The organism is Cyclobacterium sp. 10D3-21 (assembly GCF_055809755.1).
This window is the reverse complement of record NZ_CM147924.1, coordinates 4,766,368-4,780,173: the sequence shown is the minus strand read 5'-3', so window position 1 is coordinate 4,780,173 and position 13,806 is coordinate 4,766,368. Positions and strand designations below refer to the sequence as shown.

At 37.9% G+C, this 13,806-nt stretch carries 9 protein-coding genes; 5 read left to right on the top strand and 4 right to left on the bottom strand.

Annotated features, from left to right (window positions below; all coding sequences use genetic code 11):
- Positions 1–362: 362 nt before the first annotated feature.
- The 5 genes from AC0L7T_RS18460 (at position 363) to AC0L7T_RS18440 (ending at position 6,600) form a co-directional block, all read left to right on the top strand.
- A complete protein-coding gene (locus AC0L7T_RS18460) occupies positions 363–1,502 on the top strand; it encodes a PKD domain-containing protein (protein WP_473337387.1) in 1,140 nt (379 codons plus the stop codon).
- Positions 1,503–2,178: 676 nt separating this feature from the next.
- Complete coding sequence (locus AC0L7T_RS18455) at positions 2,179–3,201, top strand: serine hydrolase domain-containing protein (RefSeq protein WP_473337386.1); 1,023 nt, start codon at positions 2,179–2,181, stop codon at positions 3,199–3,201.
- A gap of 418 nt (positions 3,202–3,619) precedes the next feature.
- Positions 3,620–4,171: a hypothetical protein gene (locus tag AC0L7T_RS18450; RefSeq protein ID WP_473337384.1), complete on the top strand. Its 552-nt coding sequence runs from the start codon at positions 3,620–3,622 to the stop codon at positions 4,169–4,171.
- A gap of 760 nt (positions 4,172–4,931) precedes the next feature.
- Entirely contained in the window at positions 4,932–5,402 is a 471-nt protein-coding gene (locus AC0L7T_RS18445; protein WP_473337382.1) for a hypothetical protein, read from the top strand.
- 142 nt (positions 5,403–5,544) lie between these two features.
- Positions 5,545–6,600 (top strand): ligand-binding sensor domain-containing protein, encoded by a 1,056-nt coding sequence (locus AC0L7T_RS18440; RefSeq protein ID WP_473337380.1) that lies wholly within the window; start codon positions 5,545–5,547, stop codon positions 6,598–6,600.
- A gap of 527 nt (positions 6,601–7,127) precedes the next feature.
- Here the strand turns inward: AC0L7T_RS18440 and AC0L7T_RS18435 are convergent.
- From AC0L7T_RS18435 to AC0L7T_RS18420, 4 genes are all read right to left on the bottom strand, one after another.
- A complete protein-coding gene (locus AC0L7T_RS18435; protein ID WP_473337378.1) occupies positions 7,128–7,571 on the bottom strand; it encodes a hypothetical protein in 444 nt (147 codons plus the stop codon).
- Positions 7,572–7,608: 37 nt separating this feature from the next.
- Positions 7,609–9,216, bottom strand: a complete 1,608-nt coding sequence (locus AC0L7T_RS18430; protein WP_473337376.1) for a RagB/SusD family nutrient uptake outer membrane protein — start codon at positions 9,214–9,216, stop codon at positions 7,609–7,611.
- A gap of 19 nt (positions 9,217–9,235) precedes the next feature.
- Positions 9,236–12,763, bottom strand: a complete 3,528-nt coding sequence (locus tag AC0L7T_RS18425) for a SusC/RagA family TonB-linked outer membrane protein (RefSeq protein ID WP_473337374.1) — start codon at positions 12,761–12,763, stop codon at positions 9,236–9,238.
- Between the two features lie 194 nt (positions 12,764–12,957).
- On the bottom strand, positions 12,958–13,614 hold the full coding sequence (locus AC0L7T_RS18420; protein ID WP_473337372.1) for a FecR domain-containing protein: 657 nt from the start codon (positions 13,612–13,614) through the stop codon (positions 12,958–12,960).
- Positions 13,615–13,806: the final 192 nt, after the last annotated feature.

Sequence of the window (13,806 nt, the reverse complement as noted above, 5' to 3'; positions counted from 1 at the left end):
TCCCTCTTTTGTTTTATTCAGATGATTTAGGCCACTTTTCTGATGGCTTAATTGCGAGTTTTAGGCTGTTTTTACCATTTGCAAATACCTAACTCATTAAGCTGTTTGATTCTTACAGCTTGATTTCCATACCTTTATACAAGCCAATCAGATCTAACTGAAAAGTCCTATTATTGGCAATTCCAATAAAAAATTTGGTCTTTCCCTTAGAATTTTTGACCGAAACACTTAATTTGATAAATAATAGACCTAAGTGGTTGATAGCATAGGTCATGTATACGCAACTCATAAGCTAAGCATATAAATAATTGGCGAAAAAGATAAATAAATATTCTTATGCGTTATAAATGTTTCTTCGATAAATGAGCAAGCTGAAAATTTGTCTGTTTACTATATTGGCTGTTTTTTGTACTTCATCGGTGAAGTCGCAAAATGAATCCCCGAATGAGACCTCCGAAAATGAAATACTTTTCAAAATTTTTCAATTTCCTAAAGATCAAATGCCACGTATAGATGGGAAATCGGATGACTGGGAAATAGTACCAGGTTCATATGTATATGGCAATGAAATGTTGAAAGATACAGAGGATGGATTGGGATACGCTATTGATAATTCCAATGATTTGGAGGTAAGCGTAAAGGTAGGTTGGGTAGAGGGTTTGAACAGGCTATACTTTTTGTATGAAGCTACTGATGATTTTTGGGATTTTGGGAGGTTTAGCAACAAGGGCTACCTCAATGATATTTTCGAAATAGTGGTTGATGGCGACCTTTCTGGTGGTCCTTTTATTTATAACCCGGCTTATACTAAAGAAGACCTGAGGTGGGATAGCAATACGGAGGCCTATTTAGAAAATCATTTTACTTTCAGTGGTGTCCACGCTCAAAATTACCATATCTATACCCCGCCTGTTAATAACGCATGGGTTTTGATTTGGGGAAATCAACATTGGATAGGTGATTTTCCTCAATCCAATTATGCTTATGATTACAACTTTGAACCTGGGGAGGAAGGAAAGCTCGTTTTGGAGTTTTGGGTTACGCCTTATGATTATGCCCCTTTTGAAGGCCCTCAAAAGGCCATTGAATCGGAACTCATTCAGGGGGAAAGCATTGGGCTCTCCTGGTCCATTTTGGATTTTGACGGAGGGGAAAGAGAGGGGCATTTTAATTTATCCCATGATACGCGCATGGTAAAAGATGCAAGCTACCTGCGCAAGTTTAAATTGATGCCAATAGAAAGTGAATTAAAGGATTTGATCAAGGCAGAATGGTCCTTTGAAGTGATAGATATGGAAAACAAGCGTGTATCCTTCAGAGATGAATCACAAGGTGAGATTTTGAAATGGGAATGGGATTTTGGGGATGGAAATTACTCGAATCAACAAAATCCCATCCATCAATTCAAAGAAAAAGGAATTCACAAAGTGGTGACCTTAACGGTAGAAGGGCCTGCTGGTAAATCCAAGCACACCAAGTACTGGGAAGTAATGATTAGGTAAATACTATTTGCAGGAAGGATATGGCTCTTATAGCGCAGTCTATAGTGATTCAGAAAAGATATTGTCAACTTCCTGAAATGGTGAAAGGCAAGATGGATGAATTTTTTTTAGGATTATCCCGGATTATGTAATAGGATTTCCTGGCCCTGACGATAGTCAGGGGTGATGCCTGTCCCGTGTTTACGGGAAGTGTTGCAATCGCAAGAAAATCAGGCTGTTTGGAGATTTTAGCATAGCACCGCTATGGTGAACCTGTCTACCGTCAGGTAGAATTGAAAACAGCAACGATTGGGTATTTTGAAGCGATTTCAGCACGTAATAGATTGTCTATTGCATATTTCGGGATTATGGTTTTGGCCTCTCCTCTGATGGTTTTAGTGTAAGCTCTAGGCGGTTTTATTATTTTAACCTACTTTTTCCATTAAGCTATTTGATCCTTGCTGTTTTGCTTCAAAACCTTTCAACAAGTCAAGCAGATCTACCTGGAAAGTCGGATTATTGCCATTTTCAATAAAAATGTGGTCTATCCCTTAGATTTTTTTTCCGAAATACTTATTTTGATAAATTATTAGCCTAAGTGCTTGGTAGCATTGTCGATACATACGAAATTCCGAGGCTAAATATACCTATCTAGAATTGGTGTGATTTATTGGAAAAACTGTCGTTCATGTAATTTATGACTAAAAAGAAGACCTTAATAATCAGAATCATTTTGTTCGGGGGAACGGCAATTTCCATGTTTTTTGTGCCATGGATTTTAGTTAAAGGCTGGATTTTACCTCTTCCTGATACTATTCAAGAACAAGTTGATGAAGCAATTGGGCACGGTTTTGACGGCATGATTGTTTATGTGGACCAAGCAGGGAAATCACCGGAACATTATACAGGTGGTTGGAAAGATAGAGAAAATAAAATACCTGCTGACCCAAATTCATTGTTTAAAATTGCAAGTATTAGCAAGTTATATACTGCTGTAGCAGCTACTAAATTGGTCAAAGAAAAGCGTTTGTCTTTTGATAAAACACTCGCTGATTATCTTCCAGAACTTATTGATAGAATTGAAAATGCTGAAGAAATTACCTTGAGGATGATGATTCAACACCGTTCTGGTATTCCAAATTTCACCGATAATCCAGCGTATTGGGAAAACGAACAAGAAAATGGCAATAATGCTTTAGATTTTGCTCTAGACCTACCTGCTAGTTTTAAACCCAATGAAGGATATGAATATTCCAACACGAATTATTTATTGCTTCGTAGGATTATGGATGATGTTTTAGGGTACAGCCACAATCAGTATATCAAAGAGAAAATATTGATTCCACTTGAGCTGAAAAACACTTTTTTTTCGATTACTGAAGTCGATTTAGATGATGTAATGAGTGGATATTATGTTGGGTATGAGGAAGATTTTAAAGCCCGTGACTATGGGATGTTGGCTACAGCAAAAGATGTGGGTACATTTTTACGCGCCTTAAACGATGGTTCGGTATTTGACGAAGGAGAAAAGGAAATTTATCCTTATGAATACAATCATGGAGGTTTGGTAGTTGGCTATCAAAGCCTTGCAGAATACCACAAAGATATAGATGCGATAGTGGTTCAATTTATCAATACCACAGATTTTAATGGTTATGAATGGAACTTATCGGAAATTACAATTAACCGAATTGTAAAAATCATTAGAAAGAATAACTAGGTACAATAACCAAGCCTACTGACCCTTCGACCCTTCGACCCTTCGACAGGCTCAGGGACCCCAGGCTCAGGGACCCCAGGCTCAGGGGCCAGACCATCTTATTGGGAATTGTTTTTCCTTTCAGTGATTAAGGCCACTTTTATGATGGTTTAAGCGGGGTTTTTGGGCGGTCTTAACCATCTGTCCCATCAAGCCATTTTATCCATACATCCTGGTTTCTAATTCTTTATACAAACCAAACAGATCTAACTGGGAAGTTTTATTATTGCCATTCCCAATTAAAAGATGTTCTTTCCCTTAGATTCTTTGACCGAAATACTTAATTTGATAAATAATACGCCTAGTGGTTGGTAGCATAGTTCATTATTCAACTCCGAGGCCAAATAGGTATAGATGCAATTGTTGGCGATAATCAAAAATGACAATCAAGAGACAAATAACATTGACTGCATTTACGACTTTGTATTTACTGACAATTTTATCGACTGATATATCCTTGGTTGGATATTGGACAGACATAGTTTTCTCGATACTCATTGTCTCAATAACATTGAAAGTGGTATTTAAGAGGAAGACAGAAAAAACTTGGTTAACATGGTCGCTTAGGGCATTGGCAATTCTAACCTCAATAGTCGTTTATGGTTTGCTTGGCCTGAATTTGATAAATCCATTTGCTTGGAATACATTCAAAATGAGAAGTTTCTATTACCAAAGTGTGGGCGGCCGACTATTTAACGCTTATTTCAAACCAGTAGGTGCTTATGCGGGTGGAGAAGGAAGTTTTTGGATAACTGAGAGTCCGAGATTTTTACCATTCATTGAAATAGAAAAGTATTATGACGGCACTATACTATGGGACTTTAGAGATACAGAATGGGAAGGCGAACCAATTGAACAACATCAAGTCGTAAAGAATTATGTACAGGAAGAAGCGATTGAAAAAGAAAATATAGAAAATTACTCTCAATAACTAAGCATTCTGAAGGCTGGCCCTTCCATTCCGCACAGGGACCACAGGCTCAGGGGCCAGACCATCTTATCGGGAATTGTTTTTCCTTTCAGTGATTAAGGCCACTTTTCTGATGGTTTAAGCAGGGTTTTTGGGCGGTCTTAACCATCTGTCCCATCAAGCCATTTAATCCACACAACTTGGTTTCTAATTCTTTATACAAACCAAACAGATCTAACTGGAAAGTCTTATTATTGCCAATTCCAATAAAAATGTGGTCACTCCCTTAGATTCTTTGACCGAAATACTTAATTTGATAAATAATAAGCCTAGTGGTTGGTAGCATAGTGGATATATACGCAATTCCTTAGTTAATCATGTATGTGTATAATTGTTAGCTTACATTAATGAACATCACTGAAACATTGAAATTATATCGGACATAAATTTCCAGATTAATACAAGAGATTTCTTAAGTATAAACACTTCTATGAATTAATGATTTCAGAATGCGAATTTTGCATGCATTCTGTAAATACGTGGAGCGCATCTTTGAATAAAATAATATTTGAAGGTTATCCTAGAGAGTTTCTGATTGATAAAGGGAAATTACCATTCTCAAGTTGGAGTGATTGGGGTTTCTATGTTTTGATACTTCTGTATCAAAGCCAGACCAAGAATATACTATGGTTCTTTGGGATCACGAAAAATGTGAGGAGTTTGGGCCAAAGTATGAAAGCTTTGAACAAATGATTTATCAACTTAATAAAGATAATACTCAATGATTTTCAAAAAGAAACAATATGACAAGCAACTTGCCCCAGTTGTTAAGGAAATTAAGCTCAAAAAAGATTATAAGTTCATGTATGAGAACTTTGTTTTTTCAACTCAAAATGATTTATATCTACTACTTGAAGAAAAGGATGGGCAAATTGAAACTTTAAAGTTTCCATTTGCCATTTTTAAATATGGATATCCAAATGACGAAATTGGTCATCCCTTAATGAAATATGGGTTAGGTTTTTATGGATTGTTTGAAACTCAAAATTCACCATGGATTCAAGAAATCCTTGATTTAAAAAGGCAGCATCCAAGCCATAAAGATGAGTATTATACAAACCGCACGCACTTTATTGCCAGATTTAAGGATGTTACTCTTGAAGTGATTGCAACCAGTTTTGAAGAATGTATGTTTTCCAAGACTGATTTGATGGATTTATTTTCAAGCGAGATAGATAATTTGAAAGAATAACGCAAGTAAACAATGCATAAAAATAATAGCCGAAATAGCAGTAAATTAAATGGCTTTAGCTTTTGTAACTTGACAGGAATGAAGCCCCGAATCGGCTACATATTCTTATGCCAATTGAGGACTTCATAAACTAAAAACCTACATGAGTAAATTAATCTATTTAGTACTGATATTAACGCTAACCTTTTCCTGCGTAGAAAAGAAATCGTCTCAAAAAGGTATTAGCCAACCGAAATTTGTAAGCACTCCAAAATCCGATACACTAAAATTTAAATCCGGAATTCGGGCAATTTTTCAAGATAGCAAAGGAAATTATTGGATTGGTAGTCACAAGGAAGGAGTAGGGGTTTTTGATGGAAAATCATTTAAATACTTTACAACTAATGAAGGGTTACCTGACAATCAAGTCCGTTCAATACAAGAAGATAAAAATGGTATCATCTGGTTTGGCACAGCCAATGGAGTTAGTAGTTACGATGGTAACAAAATCACCAATCATACTCCAATAACAGGTGGTAACTTGCAAAAAGAAATAAAAAAAACTGACAATACCCTTTGGTTTAATGCTGGAAACAACCCTGGCATATATAGAACTGATGGTCAAATATTGAATTATCTGGCATTCCCTATACCAGAAAATGAAAACAATAATAATTCCTACGGCGTAACAGGTATTTCGAAAGGCCAAGAAGGACAACTATGGATAGCAACTTATGCAACATTATTCCATTTCGATGGCAAAGCAATAAACGTTTATGATAAAAGTAAATTGGCACTTAAAGAGGGGGAAGTTTTGCACATAAGAAGTGTATTCGAAGATTCACAAGGACGAATTTGGATAGGAAATAATGGAATTGGAGTGCTACTAGTTGAGGGGAATTCAGTTATTAATTTTTCTGATGCAAACGGCCTCATTCACCCCAATAGTAGTAAGGATGGAAATACTTCTCCAGCTGGAACATTAGAACACGTATTTGCCATTATTGAAGATTCAGAAGGAAACATTTGGTTTGGAGATAGAGATACTGGAGCTTGGAAATTTGACGGCAAGACAGTGACAAACTATATTATAGATCCCAAACTTTCGACCCAGATGATTTGGGAGATATTTGAAGACAATGATAAAAACTTGCTTTTTGCAATGGAAAATGGAGGCATTTACAAGTTTAATGGAGAATCATTTGATACAATGTTTTAAAAAGAAATACATAGGCGCATTAGGTGTATAAAGAATAGTCTTACCCTGAATTTATTGAGTGGGGTAGGGTCCGGCCTTCTTTTTATCAGGGAAAGGAAAGGAGCTTGCCTTTTCACAATGTGTTTCTATTGCTTACCAATTTTTTGAAAAAATCCCTTCAGGAAGAACTGAACAGGCTGTTCAGCGTTCTTTTAAATAGAGAAACTTCTGTAAATGTATGGTCTCTAAAACGGTATTTTGCCTTGCTCGAAAGAAGCTAGGTTGGGAGGGCTATGTTTAGCTTGAAAAAAAACCAGATTGGGTTTTATAACTGCTGAAATGGTTTTAGGCTAATGACCGCCACCAAGGTCTTAACTGAATGAACTAGAACCAACACGGAAAAAAAAGAGACCCTGCCATTTTTTGGCAGGATCTCATAGGTAAGTTAACTGGTAGGACCAGCTTCGCCATCAAAGTGGCTCTGACCATTGGCCCCGATTTTTCAAAGGGCGCACTCAATTCCTTAAAACATAAATCGTTTTATGGAACTATGGTTGAAGAGTGATCGAAATGATTCCTGAATCTGTAGCTCCTGAAAATACAATGGTTACTGCATCGCCTACATTATTCAATCCAGCTTCCGCCTTTGTGTAGGTTACGGTAGCAGTCAAATCGCCGCCAACCGTCACCTCTTTTAAAGACCCTTCTAGAGGCAATAACTGCAATGCTCCATCAGGATCCCATGAAGGCACCTGGTTTTTTAATACCTCTGCTTTCATCACATCACCTGATTTTGCATTTGGAAAATAGGCATTGATGGTGAAATCAGGATCTGCTGCTGTCACACCTGTTGAGGTGACTTCAGAAATACCAGTAAAGATCACGTTACCATTTGCATCAACAGGAATATCAAAATAGGGTTGCTCGGTACAACCCATCATTAATACAAACGACAATATGAATGATATCGATAATATATTTTTAGTTTTCATATTTATTCAACTTTTTGATTAAATGAATTCATCGAGACTAATTTGTTTGTGTTGGCAAATACCCAAAATTCTGCTGAATTTCCCCATTGTTGTTCATTTCATCTCCCGGTATTGGAGATAACAAATGCTGAGGAGTAAAAGCAAAGTTGAATATTTGAGGTTGGTGTCCAACGAAGTTTGCAATGCCTGAGATTTCTTCATTACCATAAACAATACATCGTCTTGTACGACGCTGATCCCAAAGCATTTTGTTTTCAAATACCAACTCCCAGGCACGTTCACTAAGTATATCTTTCAGTGTAATCGTTGCGCCATTTAAAGGAGCTAAACCGGCTCTTAGCCTTACTTCATTTATTCCTTTTTCTATTTCTGTGGGACTTGCACCCAATGCCCAATTTACTTCTGTGAGCATTAATAATATATCAGCATATCGGTAATGTGACCAATTCAGTCCAGATCCATTCACTGACTTTACTGCTGCTGCATCGTAGTATTTGAACAAGTGAGGCGGAAACCGAATTGTGTCGCTTTCATCATCAATGTTCGTGTCCCAAGTAAAAAACATCGCTCTTTCCATAGCACGTTTGTCATTGGTACCATAGGAATCATAATAATGCTGAGCTGGAACAAATGAACCGTTCTCATCAGATTTCGATATTTTAGTCAATAATGGTAAAGAAGGTTGCAATATGCCATTGTTATAACCTGGTTGGGTGGAATATTGTACTTGAAATATAGCCTCTCCATTATTATTCATAGTCGGGTCATGCAAATCATCATAAGTTCCCAGAACATAATTACCATAAAGTGCGTCAAGTTGGGTTTTCGCTTTTTGCAAAAATGCGTTAGCACTACCACCGCTCACAGGATACTCCTGCATAGACCAAGATCCCTCTCTACACCAATCTTTACCAGGATCAGTTTCTACTTCCTGGTATGGATATCCGGAAACGGTAAGGTATACATCAGCTAAAATAGCTCTGACAACATCCTGTGTTACACGTCCGTTGCTTGATTTACCAGCTGGGACCGCATTTAGTGCAAATTCAAGATCAGGGATAATTACGTCATCGTATATCTGCTTGAGACTGGTTCGAGGTAATGCTGCTTCATTTACATTGTCAAGGGGTGCGGTGATCATCACTGCATCGCCCCAGTAACGAACGATATTGAAATAATAGAATGCGCGTAAGGCACGAACTTCTCCCTGATATTGAGCCAATAGGGCTTGCGGTAGGTCTACAGAAGGAAGCAAATCCAACGCAAGGTTAGCATCCTGAACTCCAGCATACCAATTTGACCACTGATTATTGAAATTATCCAATAGGTTACCTGTAACCTGGTTTGTAGAATATTTATCGAACTGGGCATGTGGCTCGCTTGTAAATGCGCCACCTGTAGGGAATTCCAATGTGTTGGGCAAAATATTCCCCCAATCTCTGGCACCACCTGTCCAGGAAGATAGCATTCTGTATGCACCAATAGCCAAAGGTTCTCCGAATTCTCTAGCCGTCAGATCCCCCTGAGCGGTAAGCTGATTAGTTGGTACTTCCTCCAAAAACTCCTCGCAACTACTTAGGGTAAAAAAGCATACCAATAAGAAAATTACGGGTTTTATCACGATATAATTATTATTGTATTTCATGTTATTAGCTCTTTTTAGATCAGAAATTAACATTAACTCCTAAAATGAAATTTGTAGGATTAGGATATTGATATTTATCAATATTCTGAATATTAGATCGCCCTTTATCCAGCGAACTACCTTCAGGATCATAACCTTCCAACTCAATTGCAGTTAACAGGAAGAAGTTCTCCATTGAGTAATAAACCCTCAAATTATCAATACCTACCAATTTAGGAAATGTGTAGCCTATTGAAGCTGCTTGCCCTCTGATAAATGCTGCATTGTAAATTTCATGAGTATCAGTAAATGAATCGTAACGTGCACCGGCATTACCCGCTCTAACCTGAGCTACTATTGTTCCCTCCTGATGGTCCGGACGCCAGGCATCCAATACCCTATTTACCATACCTGACACAAATTGACGGTCTTCAGCAGACTCATGCACAATGGCTTTGTCCACCCCACCAACAAATTGTATGGTAATGTTTGCATCAAAATTCCCATAAGTTATTGAATTGATAAATCCCCCGTAAACTTTAGGATAAGAATTACCAATAATATTACCATCGGAAATTAACTCGATTTTTCCGTCCTGGTTAACATCTTCAAACTTCAAGTCACCAGGGACCCTACCATAGCGCGCAGCCAAAGCAGCTTCCTGTGTGCTATATACACCCATACGGTTTAGCCCGAAGAAAGAACCTATTGGTTCGCCAACTCTATATACTGAAGTAGCGTTACCTGCACCGGTATCAACGAAAACGTCGGCGTTTGTGGGACCAAGTTTCAAAATCTTATTTCGATTGGCAGACACTGTCAGACGCGAATCCCATGAGAAATTAGACCTTTGAATAATGGTGGTTGCCAATCCGATTTCTACTCCCTTGTTTTCAACTTCTCCTAAATTTACAAAAGCACTACCGGGTGCACTTGAATTTGGTAATGGAAGATTAAACAACATATCGCTCGTTGTTTTATGGTAATAATCAGCTACGATATTGAACCTGTCATTGAATAGGCTAAGGTCTATTCCTATGTCCCACTGAAAAGTTGTTTCCCATTTTAAGTCGGGATTACCTGTAGATCCCGGATAGAACCCGGATCTTAAGCCGTCACCAAACATCACATTCGTCGTGTTGATATACCTTTGGGTTACAAAACTTCCGATTTCCTGGTTACCTGTCTCACCGGCACTGGCACGAACTTTAAGGTTAGAAACTACCCTGTTATCTTTCATAAACTCTTCATTGGAAATTGTCCAACCTAATCCAATAGAGGGAAAGAATGTATATTTATTGTTGGGACCGAACTTTGAAGATCCATCCATACGTCCGGTTGCTGTCAACATGTATTTGCCATCATATGCATAATTGGCACGCGCAAAGTACGAATTGAGTGCACTTCTTTGATTTGAAGAATGGGCTGCCGGTGTATTGGCACCTGCATTTAAGTTATTATAACTATAAAAATTTGATGGGAAATTAGAGGCTTGCGCTTCTAACCAATCAATTTGAGTTTCCTGCCAGGAAAGCCCGAGTACACCAGAAATTGAATGCTTGTCAATTATTTTATCGTAATTAAAATAGTTTTCATTCTGCCAGTAAAACCATCTTTGATTACTTCCTCTGGCATCCGAACTCCTTGTTCCCTGGAAATCCCCGTTAAACCATCTACTGTCTTCACTTCTGTTGTCTATGGCGAAATTGGCCTTAAAACTTAAATTATCTGTTATTTGAGCATTAAGTACTACACCACCTGTCAACTGTTGGTTTAGATAGTATCCATCTCTCTGATCCATTGTATACACAATGTTTCTCCAATTTTCTCCAACAGGAAAATCTCTACCAGTACTCCAGGTACCTGCATATATACCAAATTCAGGATCATCTGGATACTTGGTAGGCAAAATTGGCCATGTCTCTGAAACAGTTCTTAGTTGATCATCACCTCTTGTATTTTTTGCCCTTGAATACAAAATATTTGTGCTTACACCCAACCATTTATTCAATTCGATATCAGTTGTAAATCGGGCATTTGTACGCTTGTAGTAAGATTGCATCAAAAGGCCATCCTGATCAGTATGACCTAGGGCAAAGGAGTATTTTGCATTTGCAGACCCACCACTCACATCAATATAATGGTCTTGTGAAAAGGAATTATCAAAAGCGATATCCTCCCAGTTTGAATAATATCTAGGTTTGTAATAATTGCCGTCATTCCCAACTAGATCCATAAAGTAACCTCCCTGGGGAACCTGTTCAAACAAATGAGGCATTTCAGACCATGAAGCGCCTGTACCTTTACCCCCTCTGAAATCCTTTGACTTATCCAGGGTGCCATACTTAGGCGTGTTGGTAAATGCCTGCTCATAGAGGTAGAAAAATTGGTCTGCAGTAACCGTATAATTATTTCTCTGCATGGTTCCCAAGGTTGCCGAACCATTATAATTAACTTTCACTTCACCAACCTCTCCTCGCTTGGTGGTGATGATGATCACGCCATTTGCTCCTCGGGTACCATAGATAGCGGTGGCTGAAGCATCTTTCAGAATATCCATGGATAAAATATCCTGTGGGTTAATGTTTCTCAAGGCATTACTAACCCCAATAATCCCATCGACTACAAAGAGTGGATCACTGTTCGAATTAATTGAGTTTGTACCTCTGATACGAATGATAGGATTGGAACCTGGATAGCCAGCCCCTTGCTTAACTACCTGAACACCTGAGACCTTGTTTTGCAAGGCTTGTCCAATATTAACAACTGGTCTATCTACGAGTTCCTTTGTTGATACACTGGAAACAGAGCCTGTGAGATCACTTCTCCTTTGCGTACCGTACCCTATCACTACCACTTCATCGAGGCCACTAATATCTTCAGTCAGGGTAATGTTGATTACTGTTCTAGTGCCTACTGTCTCACGTACGGATTCGAATCCTATAAATGAAAAGTCCAATATAGCATTCCCATCGGCTACATCTATCTCATATCGACCCTCTAAATCAGTGACAGTTCCGTTTTGAGTGCCGACAACGCGTACATTCACTCCGGGGATACCCTCAGGATCAGTTTCAGTAGTGACTTTTCCGCTAACTGTAATAAGCCTAAGAGCAGAAGCAGCGCTGGATTGCTGTACGTTTTGCGGTTGATTTTCCCTTGGGGTAATTACAATACTGTTTTCATTTCTTACATATTGTAATTCTGTATTTGCCAGAAGTAGATCTAGCGTAGTTTTGAGCGTTCTCTCTGACTTACTTAAAGTTAGATTTTGATGCGCTTTGATTTGATCCAACTCATAAGAGAACTTGTAGGGAGTGCTTTCCTTTATCTTATTGAGGGCACTCAACAACGACTCATCTTTTAGTTCTATACTGACAAAAACATCCTCAAGATCCGGTAATTGATTGTTGGCTTTAGTAGTAGCAGTAGTAGTAATCATAAAAAGAAATACTAAAAAGCCGACTCCAAGCGTTTTAAAAGGAATTGCCAATGCTTGACAATTCAATGGATGAAATCCATGATTTTCTAATAGGACACGAAACGTCCTAGATAAGTAAAATTTCATAGTTTTGAATTGGGTTAAGTTAATTGATATTGACTGAATCTATGCCTTTTATTAGGCAGTGCTGCTTCGGGTGCAACCGGAGCAGCTTTTTTTGTTTTCTGGATTTTACATAGGCTTTGGTTTTTTATTTCAGATATTTAGTTCAAATAAAATATGACATTGCTATTTTCCTCCCTTGAGGAAATAGCATTGAGTTATGTTGAAGCTTCAAGGACCTGATCTAAGTCTTCCCCCAAATCAAAATTTGCAGTAAACCTACACCTCTTATGGGTATCAATGTCGAAAAGGAACTCAACTCCAAAGGGCTTTTGAAGTGTAACAGCAGCCTCGCCAAATTGGATGTTTTCAAATTCTAAATTGCTTTCCTTCCAAGAAGTTAGTGACGCCGCCGCTACTTCATTAAAAAAAAAGTCCACAGGAAATCTTATCGTCGAACCGGAGTTCAACCAGATTTCATTGCTATCCGGAAGAACCATGTATTTTCTTTCACCAATACCAGCTGAAAAGGATGTAAAGTCTTTTTGGTTGATCGGTTCAGTTTCTTTTGAAAGAAAAAATAAGGATGTCAAGCAGGCAAAAAAAATAAAGGCTGCCACAGCACAGTACCACTTCGTAATTGTCTTAGTTGATTTTGAAACATTTAATTGGACAGACTTTCTTTCGTTGGTTTTTCGGTGTAAATCACTAATGGATAGTAATTTATAACCTAGCTCAGCACTAGGGAGCTTCCACGATTCTTGCATTTTTTGGTTCAAAGTATCCTTATAAAAAGGATGACTAAGCATTCCATATAGCGCATCTTTCTCTAATGGCAAACAGGTGTTGGCTAGATACTTATTGAATAGATGCATAAATTGGGCATTAGTATTCAATACCTTGATAGTTTATTTTAAAATGGTCATTAATTAACAAATTAAAAGTAATATAACCAAATTTAAACAAAACTGTGTCCTAATTAAAGGTCAGGTTAAACAGATCGGTTTTTGACTCGTTTAAGTTGAATTTGAAAAAAAATGCTTGTAATACATTTTTAGGAGGGTTTT